The sequence below is a fragment of the Nostoc sp. genome (assembly GCF_036919495.1).
Lineage (GTDB): Bacteria > Cyanobacteriota > Cyanobacteriia > Cyanobacteriales > Nostocaceae > Nostoc.
Genome location: NZ_JBALBZ010000060.1, coordinates 1 through 20,549 on the forward strand (window position 1 = coordinate 1; position 20,549 = coordinate 20,549).

16 protein-coding genes are annotated in these 20,549 nt (G+C 41.1%); 4 read left to right on the forward strand and 12 right to left on the reverse strand.

What is annotated here, in order from left to right:
* Positions 1-198 precede the first annotated feature (198 nt).
* The 6 genes from V7K25_RS07545 to V7K25_RS07570 all read right to left on the reverse strand — a co-directional run bounded on the left by V7K25_RS07545 (position 199) and on the right by V7K25_RS07570 (position 7,967).
* Positions 199-774, reverse strand: a complete 576-nt coding sequence (locus tag V7K25_RS07545; protein ID WP_335156566.1) for a Uma2 family endonuclease — start codon at positions 772-774, stop codon at positions 199-201.
* 84 nt (positions 775-858) lie between these two features.
* A complete protein-coding gene (locus tag V7K25_RS07550) occupies positions 859-1,194 on the reverse strand; it encodes a type II toxin-antitoxin system HicB family antitoxin (protein ID WP_335156622.1) in 336 nt (111 codons plus the stop codon).
* Positions 1,194-1,454, reverse strand: coding sequence for a type II toxin-antitoxin system HicA family toxin (locus tag V7K25_RS07555; protein WP_335156568.1), 261 nt, complete (start codon positions 1,452-1,454; stop codon positions 1,194-1,196). The genes V7K25_RS07550 and V7K25_RS07555 overlap by 1 nt, the downstream gene beginning before the upstream one ends.
* Before the next feature lie 218 nt (positions 1,455-1,672).
* The gene (locus V7K25_RS07560; RefSeq protein WP_335156570.1) at positions 1,673-2,512 is read right to left on the reverse strand and encodes a TdeIII family type II restriction endonuclease; all 840 of its coding nucleotides are present in this window, start codon (positions 2,510-2,512) and stop codon (positions 1,673-1,675) included.
* A gap of 12 nt (positions 2,513-2,524) precedes the next feature.
* Positions 2,525-3,904, reverse strand: a complete 1,380-nt coding sequence (locus V7K25_RS07565) for a DNA cytosine methyltransferase (protein WP_335156572.1) — start codon at positions 3,902-3,904, stop codon at positions 2,525-2,527.
* A 76-nt stretch (positions 3,905-3,980) separates the two neighbouring features.
* The gene (locus V7K25_RS07570) at positions 3,981-7,967 is read right to left on the reverse strand and encodes a magnesium chelatase subunit H (RefSeq protein WP_335156574.1); all 3,987 of its coding nucleotides are present in this window, start codon (positions 7,965-7,967) and stop codon (positions 3,981-3,983) included.
* Between the two features lie 984 nt (positions 7,968-8,951).
* Here V7K25_RS07570 and V7K25_RS07575 point away from each other — a divergent pair.
* Positions 8,952-10,310 (forward strand): lipid-A-disaccharide synthase, encoded by a 1,359-nt coding sequence (locus tag V7K25_RS07575; protein ID WP_335156576.1) that lies wholly within the window; start codon positions 8,952-8,954, stop codon positions 10,308-10,310.
* A 54-nt stretch (positions 10,311-10,364) separates the two neighbouring features.
* Here V7K25_RS07575 and V7K25_RS07580 read toward each other — a convergent pair whose 3' ends face one another.
* The 3 genes from V7K25_RS07580 to V7K25_RS07590 all read right to left on the reverse strand — a co-directional run bounded on the left by V7K25_RS07580 (position 10,365) and on the right by V7K25_RS07590 (position 14,172).
* Complete coding sequence (locus tag V7K25_RS07580; protein WP_335156578.1) at positions 10,365-10,751, reverse strand: hypothetical protein; 387 nt, start codon at positions 10,749-10,751, stop codon at positions 10,365-10,367.
* 299 nt (positions 10,752-11,050) lie between these two features.
* Positions 11,051-13,711, reverse strand: coding sequence for a DNA mismatch repair protein MutS (gene mutS, locus V7K25_RS07585; RefSeq protein WP_335156580.1), 2,661 nt, complete (start codon positions 13,709-13,711; stop codon positions 11,051-11,053).
* A gap of 191 nt (positions 13,712-13,902) precedes the next feature.
* Positions 13,903-14,172 carry a hypothetical protein gene (locus V7K25_RS07590; RefSeq protein ID WP_335156582.1) on the reverse strand — a complete coding sequence of 90 codons (270 nt, stop codon included), beginning with the start codon at positions 14,170-14,172 and terminating at the stop codon, positions 13,903-13,905.
* A gap of 355 nt (positions 14,173-14,527) precedes the next feature.
* Between V7K25_RS07590 and V7K25_RS07595 the strand changes: the two genes are divergently transcribed.
* Positions 14,528-15,895 carry an ATP-binding protein gene (locus tag V7K25_RS07595; RefSeq protein WP_335156624.1) on the forward strand — a complete coding sequence of 456 codons (1,368 nt, stop codon included), beginning with the start codon at positions 14,528-14,530 and terminating at the stop codon, positions 15,893-15,895.
* 116 nt (positions 15,896-16,011) lie between these two features.
* On the opposite strand, the gene V7K25_RS07600 is transcribed toward V7K25_RS07595, so the two are convergent.
* From V7K25_RS07600 to V7K25_RS07610, 3 genes are all read right to left on the reverse strand, one after another.
* Positions 16,012-17,115: an AI-2E family transporter gene (locus V7K25_RS07600; RefSeq protein ID WP_335156584.1), complete on the reverse strand. Its 1,104-nt coding sequence runs from the start codon at positions 17,113-17,115 to the stop codon at positions 16,012-16,014.
* 234 nt (positions 17,116-17,349) lie between these two features.
* Complete coding sequence (locus V7K25_RS07605; RefSeq protein ID WP_335156586.1) at positions 17,350-17,787, reverse strand: NUDIX hydrolase; 438 nt, start codon at positions 17,785-17,787, stop codon at positions 17,350-17,352.
* A 20-nt stretch (positions 17,788-17,807) separates the two neighbouring features.
* Positions 17,808-18,293 carry a hypothetical protein gene (locus V7K25_RS07610; protein WP_335156588.1) on the reverse strand — a complete coding sequence of 162 codons (486 nt, stop codon included), beginning with the start codon at positions 18,291-18,293 and terminating at the stop codon, positions 17,808-17,810.
* A 231-nt stretch (positions 18,294-18,524) separates the two neighbouring features.
* Between V7K25_RS07610 and folD the strand changes: the two genes are divergently transcribed.
* Together folD and crtE are read left to right on the forward strand one after the other, a co-directional pair.
* The gene (gene folD / locus V7K25_RS07615) at positions 18,525-19,412 is read left to right on the forward strand and encodes a bifunctional methylenetetrahydrofolate dehydrogenase/methenyltetrahydrofolate cyclohydrolase FolD (RefSeq protein ID WP_335156590.1); all 888 of its coding nucleotides are present in this window, start codon (positions 18,525-18,527) and stop codon (positions 19,410-19,412) included.
* 151 nt (positions 19,413-19,563) lie between these two features.
* The gene (crtE, locus tag V7K25_RS07620; RefSeq protein ID WP_335156592.1) at positions 19,564-20,496 is read left to right on the forward strand and encodes a geranylgeranyl diphosphate synthase CrtE; all 933 of its coding nucleotides are present in this window, start codon (positions 19,564-19,566) and stop codon (positions 20,494-20,496) included.
* The last annotated feature ends 53 nt before the right edge of the window (positions 20,497-20,549 follow it).

Below are 20,549 nucleotides of genomic sequence, written 5' to 3' on the forward strand. Positions count from 1 at the left end.
AATGCGATCGCCCAACAAGCAAATGCGATCGCCCAACAAGCAAATGCGATCGCCCAACAAGCAAATGCGATCGCCCAACAAGCAAATGCGATCGCTCAACAAGCTAATGCGATCGCTCAACAAGCTAATGCGATCGCTCAACAAGCAAATGCGTAGGCGTAGCCCGTCGTAGACATCGCACTTCGTCTTTTAATCAATTCACCAGATATCTTCAAAATTAAGGACAAATCCAGGCAGTACATCTTCTCCTGATAAACTAGCAGGAGATTGCAGCACTTCAACATCTCTACCAGAGCGATAAATTTCTACTTGCCGAGTTTCTAAATCAATTAACCAACCTAATCTAGCACCGTTGTCTCGGTACTCTTGCATTTTATTTTGTAGCCTTGTTAAACAATCAGTATCAGAACGCAATTCCACTACAAAATCAGGACATACAGGCGGAAACTTCTCTTTTTGCTCCTGTGTAAGAGAATCCCATTTGTCACATCTTAACCAAGATACGTCAGGCGAACGAACTGCTCCATTTGGTAAAATAAACCCAACCGAAGAACCAAAAGCTATACCTAGTGACTCATCACGATTCCACACTCCAAGTTGAGCAGTTAAATTAGCATTACGGTTGCTGGTTAAGCCTCCGACTAGAGGCATTAGTAGCAATGTGCCATCAGAATTACGCTCAAATCTAATTAGTTCATTTATCTGACATAACTGGAAGAATTGCTCATCTGTTATTTGAAGAACAGGAGCAAAGTTAATAGTTAACGCATCCATAGAAAAATTTAAACTTGAATATTCCCATAAAAATGCCGAAGGCAAATGCACTTTAGCGAAAAAAAATATTTAGAATGATTGGCTCTAAGTGTTGATTACTTTATCCGCAGCACCAGTTAAGATTTCATCCATCCAAGCATTTATGCTTTTGCCAGCCTTTTTAGCAGCAATAAATATTTTGCGGTGGTGTTCTGGTGTTGTTCGGAATGGAAGTTTACCAGAGAATGGTTTATCAGGCTCCTCTCCTAGTTCTTCACAGAAAGCAAGATAATCATCAACAGAAGTTTGAAATTCTTGACGCGCTTCGTCTACAGTTTTTGCTTTAAAGGTAATCACGTCATTAATATCTAGGACTTGACCAAAAAGTATTCCCGCGTCTATATCTACTTCTATACTAGCTGTGTATCCCTTATAATTCATCATATTTCAATTCCTGCCTTAATTAAAAATTCTCTAACAGATTTGACTGCTGCTTTATCTGTCTCATTTTGAGGATGCGGTTCGTGAAAAACAGCTTTCACATCATTTAATTTCACACGAACCCGCGAACCTCTACCTTGAGTAATATCAGCACCGAGAGCTATAAATAAACTTTCAATATCTTTCCAAAGAATATTAGATGGTACAGGATTTGTAAAAATTAACTCTAAAATCTGACGTTGTTTGTTATTGAGATCCATTTAATCAATACAATTACAGCCATTTTACAGTTAAGTTGAATATAGCCATAGATTTAATGATATCATATTATGATATCGTGGAATATATAAAAGCGTAGGCGTAGCCCTTCGTAGACATCGCCTGTTGTGGAAGAGTGAGTGCGATCGCCTTGCAGAAAACCTCAAAAATCAAGCGATCGTCTGTTATTATATTTATGGTTGTGTTTGTTAAATAACTCTTAAAACCCAAAAGCTAAAGCATCCAACATATATTTACTTTTATCCCGCCCCACTTCCAGATAGATTTCTAATAACTCCTCATAAGCAGTTGCTCCCCCTACAATATTCCAAAATTCATTTCCGATAATTACAGCCTCTTCAAAAGGTAGATAGCTTTTTGCCTGTGTCCATTTATAATCAGCTTTAGTGACACCGTATGGATTATAAGGCATAGCATAGTAAGCTTGTAATTGAGGACGATTTACACCGCGCAGTAAATGAAATCTAAGGAGACGTTGCAAGACTTCTAAACATTGTCCTTTGTTTGGTTTAGGAGCTTTGATTTCAAATAAAAATTCTGTGCCGTTTTTCGCCAGAATATAAAGATCAGCGCGAACGACCTTTATTTCTAAATCATCACTACGACAAGCATTGATAACAGCAGTTATCATCTGTTCAAAAGATGGCTTTGCTTGTTCTTTTTTAGCAGCCGATTCGTAATTTTGTTTTTGAAGTTCAGCTTGTGCAAAAGCAGCAAGACTTACTTCCGATTTAATATCATAACCTCGACGTACATCTTGATGATGTTCTAGAGCAATTAAGCGAGCGCATTCTTCAAAAGAATTACCTAGCTTTGTACTCAAACCTCTTTCAAATTGGTTGATACGTATTAATTCTGGTGGAATCAGTGCTGCTTGAAATGGTTTCAATTCTCCATTAGATGAGAATCTTGATAAATACTCTGCTGCATTATCTGGCTTTAAAATTTTACGCTCTTTATACTCATCTACAAGAGCTTTAATAAATCCTTCTAGATAACCTTTAATTACTGCACGAGTGTTTGAACTAATAGCTGCCATATTTAAATTTATTTAATCTATGGGGATTATTTTTAACAAAGCTTTTGCTAAATGGTAAACGACAGGAACAGAAACCGCATTACCAAATTGATGCTTGGCTGTACTCTCACTCTCAGCGATTTTAAAAGTTTCTGGAAATCCTTGTAATCTAGCGTAATCTGTGGCTGTTAAATTTTTATAGTTTTTTTTGACATAAATTTCTTGAATAAAAGTTTGCTTATATGCTTCTGGCTCCTGACATTCCATAGATATAGTTGCAATAAAGTCTCTAGTTCCAGTTGCTGTTAAAGTTGCAATAGCCTCAGCATGAGGCAAGAATATTTTAGAAATGCCATTAATTCCTGAAGAAATTTTAGAATTAACAAATTCATAGCCTTTACCCTCGACAAGATGTAAAATTTCTTTGGCTACTAAAATATTTATTTCTTCAATCTGTAAACTAGGAATGAGAGCTTGTAATATTTCAAATTCTAAAGGATTACCATCTTTAAGTCCATAAATTTTCTTTCTTCTATTTCTCAATATAGTTTTACAAATGAGCTTTTCTCTTAAAGTTGTTTCTATTAAGTCCCAAGAATGAATAGTAGTATGTCCATCTCTGATATCAGCAAAAGTGAAAAAATCATTTAATTCATCTATTTTTTGAAATCTGCCTCTAGAAGCTGGAATTTTACCATCAGGAAATAAAATTTCTGGTGAAAATCTTTTTTTGGCAAAATTACTATGTTGAATACCAGCAATTACTTCATAAAGCTTTAGCTGTTTATTTAAAGAGTTAGGAAACGTAAAAGCCCAGCATTTCTCAATATCATTTCTAATTCCAACAATAAATATCCTGTCTCTATCTTGAGGTAAACCAAAATCGTAGGAATTAAGCACCTTGTATTTTACCACATAACCACATGCTGTTAAATTATTAAGTATATATTCCAGGCTTTTTCTATTTCTTGGCTCTGTTAAACCTTTAACATTTTCAAATATAAATGCTTTCGGTTGGTTAGCTTTTACCACTCTAAAAACATCAATCCATAGCTTACCTCTGGGGTCGTCTAAGCCTTGTAATTTCCCAGCGATTGACCAAGGTTGACAAGGAACACCCCCGACTAGCAAATCTATCTCACATGGGAGCTTATTTAAATTAGTAATATCTCCTAAATATGCTTCGTTAGCATTGGCATCACGAATAAAGTTATTTTGGTAAACTTTAATAGCTTCTTTATCAATTTCCGAATAGCCTAGACATATTCCTCCTAACTCTTGCAGAGGTATTCTAAATCCACCTATGCCAGCGAATAAATCTATAAATGTAAATTTTGATTGAGAACTTATAACATTTACAGGTTCAAATAACTGAAATAATTCTAGTTGTTGAGCATAAACACCTGTTTCCATGTGTTTCTTTTTGATCATGCCAGATTCATAAATAAAATAGCAAATTTAGGCAGGCAAGATGCCTGCCCAACTAGTACTAGTCTATCCCTTCAATCCGGTCTTCAACCTCTTGGTACAACTCGCGCAGACGATCTAAATTATCCTCGCTAGTCTCCCAATAACCGCGTCCATTCACTTCCAACAAAGTTGATACAATCTTGCGGAAAGAATGGGGATTAAGGTTCAACAACCGTTTCTGCATTTCTTCATCTTTGATGAAGGTTTCGTTAGTATCCTCGTAAATCCAGTTATCCACAGCGCCAGCTGTCGCACTCCAACCTGTTGTATTCACCAACCGCTTGGAGAGTTCGCGTACACCTTCGTAACCGTGAGACAGCATCCCCTCGTACCATTTGGGATTTAACAATTTGGTACGCGCATCCAAACGCACGGTTTCTGATAATGTCCGCACTTGGGCGTTAGCTGTGGTTGTATCTGCAATATAAGATGCTGGTTTTTTACCATCACCCCGCAGACTTGCCACAAGCTTTGTGGGATCTGAATCAAAGTAATGGGAAACGTCCGTTAAGCTAATCTCGGAAGAATCGAGATTTTGGAAGGTTGCATCAGCAGTTTTTAATGTACTTTCAAAAATCTGCCGGGATTCGTCCATGATTCCGGGGTTATCGGAATTGAAGGAGAAGGATTTCCGGTTGAGATACATTTCCTGCAACTCGGCTTCGCTATCCCAAGTGCTGTTTTCTACCGCCAAGTTGATATTTGACGAATAGGAACCAGAAGCGTTGGAGAAAACGCGCGTCGCTGCTTGACGCAGATTAATCCCCATATCTTGGGCTTGCTGCAAAGCGTGTTTGCGAACAAAGTTCATTTCTAAGGGTTCATCCGCCTCAGCTGCCATTTTCACGCCTTGGTCTAGCAAGTTCATTTGGTTGATGAACAAGTCGCGGAATACACCAGAACAGTTGATTACCACATCTATTCTGGGTCGTCCCAACTCTTCTAGAGATATCAATTCCAACTTGTTTACCCGTCCCAAGGCATCGGGAACTGGACGCACGCCCACCATCCACATAATTTGGGCTAGGGATTCACCGTAAGTTTTGATGTTATCGGTTCCCCAAAGGACACAGGCGATGGTTTCTGGCCATTTTCCATCATTTTCAGCCTTGTTACGGATTAAAAGCCTGTCTACGACGATTTTGGCTGATTGTACTGCTGCTGTTGTGGGGATGGATTGCGGATCGAGTGCATGGATATTCTTACCCGTGGGCAATACATCCGGGTTGCGGATGGGATCGCCACCAGGGCCAGGTAGGATATACTCACCTTCCAAGCCTCTGAGCAATGCTCCTAGTTCGTTGTCGGCACAAACTTGTTGCAGGCAGAATTCCAAATACTCAAACAGGGGTTTTAGGGCTGCGGTATCGACTTTGGGATAACCTGCTTTATGCAATGATTCTACCCAAGGTTCTTTTTTACCCATGTTAAAGAAATTCAACCGGGAAACTAGAGAAACTCGCCCTTCTGCGTCGGTTTGCTCTTGGACAAGGGCGGTAACTGCTGCACGGGTTGCTAAGGTGATATCTTGCAATAACTGGACATCTTGTAAAATGCCCCGGTCATTATTTTGGTAAATATCGTCAATATTACGCCCAATGCTGTTAGCGATAATTCCCGGTAAGCCTTGAAGTCCTTCTTCCTGACGATCTAGACTAGCAATGTTGACGAGAGTTGCGATCGCTTCTTCTGCACTTGGTGGTTTACCAATGACGTGCAATCCACAAGGCAACAACCGAGACTCGATTTCCATCAACTTGCGGTAGACGTTGCCAACAATATTATCCCGCTCATCAGCACTCATGTCTCTGGCATCGGTTTCTGGCAGGTTAATATCCTTATCCAGATTCACGATCCGGCATTTATCCATGATGCTGTTAACAATGGAAACACCGCGTCCACTATCTTTCAAGGTTTGGTAAGAAGCAATTAACTCGCTGAGTTCCTTCAAACCTTTATACAAACCAGCATTTTCTGCCGGCGGTGTCAAGTAAGAAATTGTTTCGGCATAACTCCGGCGTTTGGCAATTGTCGCCTCACTAGGATTATTGGCTGCGTAGTAATACAGGTTGGGAATTGAGCCAATCAAGTTATCTGGATAACAATCACCAGACATCCCCATCTGTTTACCTGGCATGAATTCCAAGGAACCGTGTGTACCAAAGTGCAGTACAGCATCAGCTTTCCAAACTTGCTCTAGGTAAGTGTAGTAGGCAGCAAAACCGTGGTGAGGACTGGCTGAACGGGAGAATAACAGCCGCATCGGGTCGCCTTCGTAACCAAATGTGGGTTGCACACCGATGAAGACATTACCGAATTGCTTACCATAAATCAGCAGGTTTTGCCCGTCGCTGTTGAGATGTCCGGGAGGTGGGCCCCAGTTTTCCTCTAAACGTTGAGAGTAAGGGGTAAGTGCCTCATACTCAGGAACCGACATTTTGTAAGCAATGTTCAGTTCTGGGCTGTTGTACTGCGCTTGAGCGTCATGGATGACTTCTTGCATCAGCGCTTCGGCGGATTCTGGCAATTCTGGTAAGTCGTAGCCGTTATTCTTCATTGCTCTCATCACCTCGTAGATGGAGCCGAATACATCTAAATAAGCGGCGGTTCCCACATTGCCTTTATCTGGCGGGAAGCTGAAAACGGTGATGGCAACTTTTTTCTCCAGCTTCGGTTTGCGGCGGAGGTTAGCCCATTTTAAAGCGCGTTCGGCTACAGCTTCAACCCGATCGCGCAGTGCGATCGCTTTGCCTGTAGTCCCATCTCTACCTGATAAAATTATCGGCTCAATTGCGCCATCCAATTCAGGAATCGCAATTTGCAAAGCTACTTGAATTGGATGTAACCCTAAATCGCTATCCATCCACTCTTCTGTGGTTTGGAATACTAAGGGTAACGCCACCATGTAAGGACGGTTTAAGCGTTTGAGTGCCTCAATTGCTTTGGGATGGTCTTGTCTGGCTGGGCCACCGACTAAAGCAAAACCAGTCAGCGATATCACTGCATCTACCAACTGTGTGTTGGTATTTGGTTCATAGAAGTATGCCTCAACAGGCTTGGAGAAATCCAAACCACCAGCAAATACAGGTAGTACCCGTGCGCCTAGTGCTTCCAACTCTTGCACCATTGCTACATAATGGGCATCATCCCCTGTAACTAGGTGAGTGCGTTGCAATACTAATCCGACACAGGGAGCTAAAGGATCTTTGAGATCGCTAGAAATATCCTTACGAGCTGTGTACCAATTGAGGTACTCTCTGACATCTTCAAACATACTAGGAGCCAAAGGATGCCAAATCCCTAGATCGGGATAAACCACCGGCTGTTCGTATGTAGAAGGTGCAAAATTTTGTTTGTCTAAACCTTTAAATACATATTTATCAGCTAGCATCAGCAAGAAGTTTTCCAGATTTTCTGGAGAACCACCTAGCCAATACTGAAAACTGAGCATGAAATTTCGGGCATCCTGTGCCTTGTCCATTGGTAAGAACTTCAGCACTTGCGGCAGGGTTCGCAAAAGCTTCAGCATTCCATCTTGGAATCCCGCACCGGATTTTTCTTTGCGTTTCCGCATGAATTGAGCGATCGCACTTTTTGACTGACCCAACTGTGCCAAGGAAAAGCTACCCATTTTACTCAGGCGCATTACCTCTGGCATCGAGGGAAAGACAACAGAAACGTCCAGATGATCGCGGTGTGGTTCTACTGCTGCTACTACTTTCTGTGCTAAGTCTTCGATGAAAATGAGGGAAGCGATGAAGATATTCGCACTCTCAATTTCTCGTTTGAACTCCTCATAGTTCTCAGGGTCGCGGAGTTCCTCAATCAAGTACCCACTGATTTCAATCGCCAAGTTGGGATTGTTCGCGTTAATCGTGCGAACCGCTTGCGACAAAGCACTCTGGTACTGGGACTCAAGCACGACATAGACCACCTTGATTAAATTACGTCCGCGTAAGTTATCTGGCGCAATGTGTCTAATGGTGGACTTGACGTGTGTGAACATGCTTCTTCGGCTCCTTTGATGCGTGTTCTCTGAAGGAAGTTCCTAGCGGCATCATCAGCCACAGGTAACTTTGTGATCTTTAGGCAATATGTGTTTTTTATCAGAAAACGCTTGCCCAGTGGGCATTTTATCGTGTATCTGACACAAATCGATATAAAAAACGAAATATTTCTTTGTAATTGTTGACTGTGTTTAAAAGTATGCGCTCACTTATTTGTAAATTTTTCGTAATACTTATCTTTAATAGTTAAATAGCTATTAAGTTTATTGTTGGATTTACAAAACAAAACCCGCTTGTGCGGGTTGTAAAATTGGTATGTTTGGCGAGATGCGATCGCCCAATTACTAGAAGTACTCAATTAACAATGCGGATACGGGTGTCGTTGAGTACTTCAATAACTTGGGCGACTTGTTCTAAAGGTGTCTGTATAATTTTGTAGATAGAAATTTCAAAAAATATAAGTTATCTTACTGAAAATCATCTTCCATTAATAATTTTCTTTTAGCGATAGAAAACTCAACTTCAGATAACAAACCATCTTGGTACATTTTCGTAAGTTGAGATAGTTGTCCTACAGTACTTTTAGCTTGATTTCTAATTGCACTTTAACTTTTATTTCGTGATTTTTGTTGCTCCTTTAATAAAGATTTAGTTTGCTTTATCTGTTCTTTTAAAATTTTTATATCAGATTGGAGATTTTGTTTCCTCTCTAAAATATTCGCTTTATTCTCAGCAACATTTTGTGCGAGTTTTGCTCGCAATACTGTAGCTTAATGATGTCTTAATGCCCTATACTTTGTCCCAAATAACATCCCTCCAAGACCATTACCATATTCTTGAAGTCTTGCTCTTTCTTCCGCTATTGATTGATTTAAATTTTGGGTTTCTTGAGTACATTGAGATAATTGGTCTTGTACAATTCTTAAAGCATTTTGTAATATTTCCCTCTTGACTAATGACCCCTAACTCTTAAATATTAACTAATGACTCAAGTAGATATTCTTATCCTTTCAAATGGGCCTGGAGAGGTTACAACCTGGGTGCGCCCAGTAGTAAAGGTATTACGGCAAAAATTTGGCGATGACCGAAATCAAGTGAGAATCAGTGTAATTCTATCGCCTTGCTCAAATGCTAGTGGAAAAGAAGCTGCGATCGCTCTTTCTTACCCAGAAATAGATAGAGTACAGGGAGCAGAGCATTTTTGGCAATTTTTGCTTTGGGGTAAAACCTTTGACAATTGGGATTGGAGAAGTCACGGTGTAGTTGTTTTTCTCGGTGGCGATCAAATTTTCCCCGTAGTCATAGGCAAAAAGCTAGGATATCGCACAGTAGTTTACGCTGAATGGTCAGCCCGTTGGCATAAGTGGATTGATCGCTTTGGGGTGATGAAACCTGAAGTTGCTGCTGGTGTCCCCCAGAAATATGCTCACAAATTCACCGTTGTCGGTGATTTGATGGTAGAAGCTAGTAGTCATTCGTCATTAGTCATTGGTCATACCCTGCAAGAAGGCGAAGCGCCTATGTCCTTAGCAAACAACGAAGCACAAATGATTAATGACACAGACGCGTCAACAGCTTCCCACAAGGTAGGACAAGAGACTGAATTAATAGGTTTACTGCCTGGTTCAAAAGCGGCAAAATTAGCCCAAGGAGTGCCATTAAGTTTAAGCATTGCCGAATACGTTCATGCAAAAAGACCTCAAACTAAATTTGTGATTCTTCTGGCCCCAACTTTGGATTTACAAACTTTAGCTAATTTTGCCGATCCCCAAAAGAACTCTATTGCTGAAATCTTTGGCTTTGGCGGTGCTGACTTAATTGCCCCAGAGGATGCTAGAGGCAAGGCATTGCTCAAAACAACAACAGGCTTAACTGTGGAACTGTGGCAAGAAAACCCTGCATATCACTTATTAACCCAGTGCTGCATCTGCTTAACTACGGTGGGGGCAAACACTGCCGAACTTGGTGCTTTAGGAATGCCAATGATTGTTTTACTGCCAACACAGCAACTTGATGCCATGCGTGCTTGGGATGGTTTACCTGGGTTGTTGACAAATCTGCCAGGGGTAGGTACGCCCTTTACCAAGGTGATTAATTGGTTATTCCTGAGATTTGTGAGACGCAAAGGTTTATTAGCATGGCCAAATATCTGGGCACAGGAAGAGATAGTGCCAGAACTTATGGGTGAACTTCAACCTCAAGAAATTGGGGAAATGGTTTTAGACTTTTTGGCGCATCCAAAAAAATTGGATGATATCCGCGCTAAACTCCGTAATATTCGTGGTGAAAGCGGTGCAGCCCAGAAGATAGCACAGATTGTTGGTGAGGAAATTTGGAAGTAAAGGAAGTGGGAAAAAATTCTCAATGGAATGTCAATCCTTCACTTTTTTCTCTACTTAATCGGAAGATTCTCCATCCCTGCGCCCAAGTTCATAAATACCAGTGCCCATACAAGCTAATATACCTGTACTAATTCCCCAACTCTGGCCTAAACTAATTTCCAGAACCCAGTTACATAAAGCACCAACTACCAAAAAAGGCACAATGCTAAATAATGAAGCGTAGAAAGCATTTTGGGATTCTCTGGCTTTACGAGTCTTTTCAAATTCTGACTGGCTAGTATAAAGCGATCGCTCGGCAAAGTTAAACCAGCGATTGAGTTGCTCGATTACCCATTCATTAACTTGAGAAAAACCTAGATATAGCGCCAATGACCACAAACTCGCTCCGGCGATCGCGATCGTGTCTAACTCAAAGTGGAAAGGCAAAATTTCAGTCAGCATTGCTTATGGGAGTCCTGCAAAGGGTTGACTTTAGCTTTTAGTAGATGCTAAATAAACCTCTTGTGCAATTTTAAGCATAAAGGTTAACCAGATTTCAACTACTGGGCAAATTTCCTGCTCTTTTAAGCTAGTGGTCTGTCCCAAAAATTTTGATCGGTGAATCAAATTTCAATTTCTCTTCTTTCCTTCTTCCTTTGCGATGGGCACTTTCCTCAAATTGGGAAACCCGCCCACGGAAGTGCCCTCCTCTTTGCGTCTTTCTCTAACGAGATACTGCGCGAATGCGATTCGGTAAGATATCAATCCAGATTTTGCAGCCCCATCGCAATCTTACTGTGTTTCTCAATTTGACCCATCACTTGTTTTGCTCGTTGAATAACTACAGCTGGTAAACCTGCCAATCTTCCCGCCTCAATACCATAAGACTTATCAGCGCCTCCGGGTTGCACTTGATGCAAAAAGATAATTTGGTCGGGTAATTCTTTCACTGTTACCTGATAGTTAGCCACATTCGGCAAAATGCTTGCCAGTTCATTCAATTCATGGTAGTGAGTAGCAAAAATCGTTCGCGCCCGAATATCCACTGCTATATATTCCGCCACCGCCCAAGCTATGGAAAGACCATCAAATGTTGCTGTTCCTCGACCAATTTCATCTAACAATACTAGCGACCTAGATGTAGCATGATTAAGAATATTCGCCGTTTCATTCATCTCTACCATGAACGTAGATTGACCGGTAGCTAAATCATCTACTGCACCTACACGGGTGAAAATGCGATCGCATATTCCCAATCTAGCAAACGTAGCTGGTACAAAACTACCAATCTGCGCCATTAACTGAATCAATCCCACCTGACGCAAATAACAACTTTTGCCACTGGCGTTTGGCCCAGTGAGGATAATCAAATCGGGATTGTCATTTGTCATTTGTTCTACCCTGCGGGAAGCCTCTGGCGCGTCTGTGTCCTTGGTCATTTGCCCTTGGTCATCTGCTAATGACAAGTGACTAATGACTAATGACTCTTGACCCAATTGAGTCGAATTCGGCACAAAGAAACCCGCAGGTAAAGACTGTTCCACCACCGGATGACGCCCATCAATAATGTTTATCTCCCTTTCTGACAACATTTCTGGACGACAGTAGCCTTGATGCACCGCTAATTCAGCCAAACCACACAACACATCTGCCGCTGCCACTGCACGAGACAAATTGCGAATTACTTCCGCCTCTTGTGCTACCTCTTCCCGCAATACCGTAAAAATCTCATATTCCAACTGATTTAAATCATCCCGCGCTGTGAGAATCCGGGCTTCCCGTTCCTTCAAATCTGGGGTGATGTAACGTTCCTCATTGGTCAGAGTTTGCTTGCGGATATAATTAGCGGGTACTTGGTCAGCTTTCGTGCGGGAAATACTGATATAATAACCAAAAGTTTTGTTAAATCCTACCTTCAGAGTGGAAATACCCGTTTTAGCTCTCTCATCAACTTCTAAATTGGCAATCCATTGCTGATCGGCTTCTACAGTTGCCTTTCTCTCATCTAACAAGGGATTTACACTAGGGCGAATCAATCCGCCTTCTTTGATTAGTATAGGTGGTGACTCTACAAGATGCGCGTGTAACTTTTGTGCTAATTCTTCCAAAATAGTTGGGACTTTCTGCAAAGCTTTGAGGAAAGGAGAACGCGCCTCAGTTACCAAGGTGGATAATTCTGGTAAGCGTGAGAGGGAATCTGCCAAAGCTACTAAATCTCTAGCATTAGCTGTACCAGAACCTGCCCTTCCTGTGAGTCGTTCCAGGTCATAAATTTGGCGTAACAACTGCCGCAAATCTTGACGCAGTGGTGTATTTTCCATCAATTCTTGGATGGTATCAAGACGTGCCCGAATGCCTTTAATATCGATTAGCGGTTGCAACAACCACCGCCGCAAAGCCCGCCCGCCCATCGCTGTACTAGTTCTATCTAATGCCCAGAGTAGAGAACCGTGAAAAGTGCCATCTCGGACGGTTTGAGTAATTTCCAGGTTACGGCGGGTTTGATTGTCAACAATCAGATAATCGGTGACAGTATAGGTGCGGAGTCTTTGAAGGGTAACTGGATTTTCTTTTTGAGTATCTTCCAAGTATTCCAGAAGACCGCCAGCCGCACGAACGGCGAGGGGAAGATGATCGCAACCGAGTCCTTCGAGCGATCGCACCTTAAATTTCTGCAATAATCGAGGTCTAGCTTCGCCTTGGGAAAAGGGAACTTGCGATCGCAAACTATAGCAAAATGATGGTGGCAAACACTGGGGGAGATGTGGCGAAGTTTCTCCCGGACGCAGCAAACTACCTAAATCAGGCGCATTTGTTGGAACTAACACCTCTGAAGGTTGCAAACGCATTAATTCCTGTGTCAGATGTTCTAAATCACTGCCTTGAGTTGTAAGAAATTCCCCTGTGGAGATGTCTGCATAAGCTAAACCCCAATGATTTGCGGCAATTACTACTGCTGCGAGGTAATTATTGCGACTTGATTTGAGCATTCCTTCTTCCAGCAAAGTGCCTGGGGTGAGGATGCGCGTTACCTCGCGCCGCACCAATCTACCAGCAGCTTCAGAAGCATCTTCTACTTGGTCGCAAATTACGACTGCATAGCCTTTTTCTACCAACAGCGTTGCGTAGCGTTCCCAAGCGTGGTGCGGAACACCAGACATCGCCACTCGTCCCTGTTCTCCAGCTTGTTTGCTAGTGAGAACTAATTCCAATTCTTGCGCTAGTTTTACAGCATCTTGGAAATAGCATTCAAAGAAATCTCCTACCCGATACAGCAATACCGCGTGAGGATATTTATCCTTCGTCTCGACATAGTGCAAGTACATTTGACTTAGCTTACTGCGATCCACCTGTTGATGGTCAGAAATAAAAGTACTTGCATCAGGCTTGGTAGATGGAGTTTCAGAGTGAGAGGCGGTCATAGATGCTATCGAGTTACGCGCGGAAATTCCACAATATCCGATGATAACGTGATGTTATAGGCAAAGGGCGATCGCTCAAGGATATTTTACCTTTTTGTTCAACTGCTACGACGCGTAGGTGGCTGTGGCGGAGGTGGTTCTTGAGATTTTAGCTTGTCATCATCAGTCAAAAATTCTACATGGAAACCCTTTTAGTGATAGTGCCAACCCAAGATGATAATGCTAGCATCACCCATAGAAGTCTTTTCTACAGCTTGATTGGGGAATTTAGCTGCTAATTCTTTTAATCCTTCTTCTTCCCAAAGAACAATTTGCTCACGGAACTTAGCCCAAGGTGTAGTTTCATCATTAGGCTTTTTAGAGTTAGTGTAACTATCTATGTAAAGTTTTGTATCAGCATTCAACATTTCTGCCTGTGAGGCTATATAAAAAATTTGCTCAGAACAAGTTGTTTTACTCATAAATCATAATTTTGTGCAGCTTTTTATAAAATTGTTATTAGCTATTCTCTTTATCTGCGATTAAAGTTTACTAACTTCATTCTTTATTTAGTGATGCTATGAATTTTTTAATTATATTTATATACTGAAAGTATAATCGTGAAAAAGCAATATTTAATGACAATCCGCTAAATGTCTACGCAGCCAGAAAAATATTAGATTTCTTAAAATACTCTATATTCCTACATCTACCTTGTGAATTTTGGGTAGCAATCTGGGAAAGATAAGTTTGTCAGGATTCAGAACTTTAAAATTATAGAGACGGATATTCAGGATGTTACCAGAAATATTACCTCAGCAGTCAAGACTTGAGAATATGCTGGCTATGCGTGACGTAACAAATGCTAATGAGTCGAGCTTGCGATTACAGTCAACTTTGCAAGAATTACCCTTTTGGCAGGTTCACATCGAAGTGGAGCGTCCTGGTAATGATTTAGCTATGCTCTTTAAACAAGAGCCTTTATTACCGGGAATTATCCTAAATAATAATCAACAGTATGTAGGGATGATTTCACGGCGGAAATTTTTTGAATATATGAGCAAAACCTATAGCTTGGCATTATTTTCTATAAGACCGATTAAAATTCTTTACAAGTTTTTCCAGCAAGAGATATTAACACTTTCTGAAGATACGCTTATTGTCAATGCTACTCAGGCAACTTTGCAACAACCACCTGAAATAGCTTATGAGCCAATTTTAGTTAAAACTACGTCTGGAAAATATAAGCTCATCGATTTTCATCAATTACTTTTAGCCTACTCTCAAATTCATGCTTTAACACTTATTGAACTAAAGCAGGTAGAGGAACAATCTAAAGTCGCTAAAGCAGGCTTTCGCGACCTTCAACAGAACTATACACAATTAATCCAGAATGAAAAAATGGCTGCTTTAGGACAACTCGTTGCTGGTATTGCCCACGAAATCAATAATCCCGTCAATTTTATTTCTGGGAACATCGTCCATGCCATTGAATACAGCCAAAATTTACTCGATCTGATTAGATTGTACCAACAATATTATCCTGAACCAGAAGCGGAAATTCAAACTGCGATCGCACAAATTGAACTAGACTTTTTAAGTACTGATCTCCCCCGTCTTCTCACCTCTATGAAGGTTGGGACTAAGCGAATCAAGGAAATCATTCTTTCTTTAAGAAATTTTTCTCGTCTTGATGAATCTGATAAAAAATTAGTTGATATTCATGAAGGGATTGATAGTACCCTAGTAATTTTACAAGGTCGCCTCGACCAATTAGATGAAAGCATAAACATAATTAAGGAATATGCTAAACTTCCCAAAGTTGAGTGTTACGCTGGATTACTCAATCAGGTATTTATGAATATATTGGTGAATGCTATTGACGCTATAGAAGAGTCATTAGTTATTACTCATCCGTCATCGGTAAGGGATAAAGCAAAAATTTGCATTCGGACTGAAATCACTGATGATAAACAAGTAATTATTCGCATTTCCGATAATGGCCCGGGAATTCCAGAGAGTTCCCAAAACCGATTGTTTGACCCATTTTTCACCACTAAACCTGTTGGCAAAGGAACTGGGTTAGGTCTATCTATAAGTTATCAAATTGTTGTGGAAAAACACAGGGGTCAACTACAATGTATATCTGCTATTGGCAAAGGAACTGAGTTTATTATTAAAATTCCCGCTCAAATTAATTCTTAGCAAATTCAAGAGAGTTTATCGTAAAAATTTAGAGCAAAAAACAAGCAATAAGCAAAGGATAGACATTTTGATAAATAGTCAATATTGTCAAATACCCTTAACTTACATATTTATTTTTAACTATAAGTTCCTGCTGTTTCACTTGGAATCTTTATAGGTTCTGATACGATATCACCTATCTTATTAAACTCTCCAGCCCGCCAGCTATCTGTTATATCCTTAATAAAACTGGCAATAGGAATCGCAATTAACAAACCTAGAACTCCTCCCAACTTTGCTCCTAACAGTAAAGAAATTACTACCCACACAGGATTTAGTCCAGTCAAATTGCCAAGAATTCTCGGTGCTATAAAATTAGAATTAACTTGGTCGATCGCAACAGCTACACCTAAGACTTCAACTCCTAACCAAAAGTTTTGCAAAGCTACCAACAAACTTACTATAGCGATACCTACTCCAGTACCAAAGGGAAAGAGAGAAAATAAACCAATACCGATACCAAAAAGTAGAGCTAAGGGAACTTGCAGCGCCAAAAACGCTAGTGTAATTGTTACTCCTAACACTGCTCCTAATGTTGCTTGACCAATGAAGTAATTGTGGAAATCCTCTCGCAGTAATTCCCGCACTCTTAACCCAATATTAGAGGGAAACCATTGAAAAATCCCGTCCCAAAGACGTTCACCGTTCAATATTAGGTAGATAGTCAGCACTATCGCCAGCAGCACGTTTAGCACAATACCAATGGTATCGACAGCAAAACCAAGAATTCTACCAGTGAAGGACTGAAGCTGGTTAGATAATCGCTCAAGAATTTGGGTAAATAAACCACTTAAATTAATCGGAAGTTGTTGTTGACTTAACGCCCAATCTTGAAAAGTTTGCAACTGTTGAGTACCAGAATCAATCCAACTGGGCAATATATTAGCTAGCTCAACGAGCTGTTGGATAATCAGGGGAACTAAGGTGATGCCTAAAGCCACTAAAACCACTAGAGTCAAAAGCAGCACTCCTGCGATCGCTACATTGCGTTTTACCCCTTGTTCTTGAAGAAACTGGATTGGATAGTTCAAAACAAAAGCTAGCAGGATGGCGGCGGCGATAACGCTGACTAAAGGTTGAAAATATTGTATAACCTGGAGCAATAGCCAGCCGTTAAGAATAATAATCGGAAATGCCAATCCTATAGTTAACCATCGCGGTAATTTATTTGCTGATTGCATTAGTGATGACTCCACAAGAGTTCTAACTCTATTTTGGCTTTGATTTTGATTATTGAAAAAGCATATTATTATCTAGAAGATCATGCTGCAATTGCAATATACGCAAGCAAGGATAAACTAGTACGCCACGGCGTAAATAGAGCAACCATTTAAAATCCCTAAAAACCCCATCCCATAATACTTTTGATTTTTGACTTTTGACTTCCCCAAGGGGCTGACTTCCGTCTTGCGGCATTAGATTTGTTGATATGTCTGAATAAAATCCAACATAATTTTTTGATGCACATTCCCTAAAGGTCGCACCTCACCAGCGTTTTGTGAATAACAGTTACCTTGGTAAATATTTTCTAGGGTCAATAATCCCATATCCCAGCCTTCATTCAAAACTAGTTGATTTAATTCCACCGAGAGTGGTGCATGAAAGACATGACGAACAACTCTTTCGTCAGGATAACAACCAAATTCACCAAAGGGTGGTAATACATAACCGATTTCTTCTATAATTTCGCGCTTCACTGCTACCTCTGGTGTTTCCCCAGGTTCTATATGACCACCAAATAGCGCCCAGTAACCAGGGTAGAGAATACCGGGGATGTTATCTCGCAGTTGCATGAGAAACTTGTTTTTTTGGTAGAGAATTGCGATCGCTACATGTATCGGTTGATTATTCATGTGTTATTTTTAAGTGCTAATTACTTTTCTTCTAGATAAACTTCCCCCAATTCTTTGCCAGCTAAAGGGATACTTCGGTAGCGAATTTTACCCTTAATCACCACTTGTGCCCCCTCGCTTAGATTTTTTTGATTGGTGACAACCCAAATTTTGCCAGTCGAGTCATTAATTTGATAAGCCCACTGCTTCATCAAAGGAGCTTTCTTTTCCACCTTACCTTGGATGTAAACTGTAGCTTTATTGTCTTTTTCTGGTTTAATTTCTCGAATTGGGGTGACATTGGTACTAATTGTAAAATTAGTCCCATTCAAGCCAGACGAGGTTAAACTACCACAACTACAAAGTCCCACTACCAATAAAAAAATCAACCCCAGGCGGTAGGGAACAATACTGTGCCCGTACAAGAACGGAAAAGACATTCTCGTTCGTTGCATGAAAGCCACCGATTGAGCAAATTTTTGCTTCACTGCTTCCTTTGTCGCCAGTTTCATCAGGTCTGTTCCCATCTATACTATTCTCTGCACTTTCAGAAACACACTCTCAACTGAGCCAAAAATGTTCTGAATTTCATCCTTAACTCTTTATTCTTCAGATCACGCCATTGATCTGAGAAAATAAAGATTATGGATTTACTGTGAGAAAAACGCTACGACACCAATTAAGCGGCAGGGGGCAGGGCAAAAGAAAGACTTGTTGCAAGTGTTTTGACAAAAGGCGAATTATAGCTGGGAATTCTCATGGATACAAAAACTGCCAAACTCCTTGATGGTAAAACTTTAGCTGCAAAAATTCAGCAAGAACTTTCTGTTGCCATTACACAATTACAACCAAAAATTGGGCGATCGCCTGGTTTAGCAGTGCTGATGGTTGGCGATAATCCAGCCTCAGCTGCTTATGTTCGTAATAAAGAAAAAGCTTGCGCTAAAGTTGGGATCGCCTCTTTTGGTAAGCATTTTCCTGCCCAAACTACCTTTGAGGAATTAGAAGAGGTCATAGCTGAACTAAACCACGATGAACGGGTGGATGGCATTCTCGTGCAGTTGCCCTTACCTAACCATTTGGATGCTGTAGCTCTGCTACATCAAATTGATCCCGATAAAGATGCTGATGGACTGCACCCAGTTAACTTGGGGCGACTAGTCCGGGGAGAAATCGGTTTACGTAGCTGCACCCCGGCTGGTGTGATGCGGCTTTTAGAAGAATATGAGATTCCTTTACAGGGAAAACAAGCAGTAGTAGTGGGACGCAGTATTTTGGTGGGGAAGCCAATGGCACTGATGCTACTAGAAGCTGATGCCACAGTCACGATCGCTCACTCGCGATCGCATGACCTCAAAAGCATCACCCAAAATGCTGATATTCTAATTGCAGCAGTAGGTCGTTCCGGACTAATCACTGCTGATATGGTAAAATCGGGCGCTGTTGTGGTAGATGTGGGAATGAATCGCGTCACCGATCCTAGTGGCAAAAGTCGCTTAATTGGCGATGTCCACTTTGAATCAACAGCTGCTGTAGCAGAATTTATCACCCCCGTTCCTGGTGGTGTTGGCCCTATGACTGTCGCCATATTGTTGCAAAATACATTTGCCAGCTATTCCAGGGCGGTAAGAAAAGAAAAAGAGTGAGGAGTGATGAGTTAAAAGCTAAGAGTTATTAATCCTAACTCCTGTACAGACGCAATTAATCGCGTCTCCTAATTCTTCATTTTTTCAGCGCCACAGCACCTTAAAATTGTGACGTATAAGACAAAAATCCCAAAATGTCAGGAATTTAAGAATGGTAGCAACTGATAACGTTCAAAAGACACCACCAGAGGAAGCCACGTTTAACTTAGCAGCTTATCTGAAAGAACGACAAAAGCTTTGTGATACTGCTTTAGATCAGGCTATCCCCATCATTTATCCAGAAAAGATTTATGAGGCGATGCGCTACTCGTTATTAGCTGGAGGCAAACGTGTACGTCCCATTCTTTGCCTTGCTACCTGTGAAATGATCGGTGGAACCATCGAAATGGCCATGCCAACGGCTTGTGCTGTTGAGATGATCCATACAATGTCATTGATTCATGACGACCTACCGGCGATGGATAATGACGATTACCGTCGTGGGAAGCTGACGAATCATAAAGTCTATGGCGAAGATGTAGCGATTTTGGCTGGCGATGGCTTGTTGGCTCTCGCTTTTGAGTTTGTTGCCATTGAAACCCCCCAAAACGTTAACAGAGAGCTAGTCTTGCAGGTTATTGCCCGTCTTGGTCGGGCGCTGGGGGCAGCTGGTTTGGTCGGCGGTCAAGTTGTCGATTTAGAGTCAGAAGGTAAATCAGATATTTCCCTAGAAACGCTAAATTTCATCCATCAACACAAAACAGCCGCTCTTTTGGAAGCGTGCGTAGTTTGTGGCGGGATCATAGCTGGGGCATCACCTGAGGATGTGCAGCGACTGACCCGTTATGCTCAAAATATTGGGCTAGCATTCCAAATCATAGATGATATTTTGGATATCACTTCTACTCAAGAGCAATTAGGCAAAACTGCGGGTAAAGACCAAAAAGCGCAGAAAGTGACCTATCCTAGCCTTTGGGGACTTGAAGAATCTCGCTCAAAAGCCCAAGAGTTAGTTAAAGCAGCTTGTGCGGAATTAGAACCATTTGGAGAGAGAGCCAAATCACTCCAAGCGATCGCTCATTTTATCATTAGCCGTAATAACTAGTAACGCTTTGCGTAATTCGTAATTCGTAAGCGTTTCATTGATTTGGAATGGGT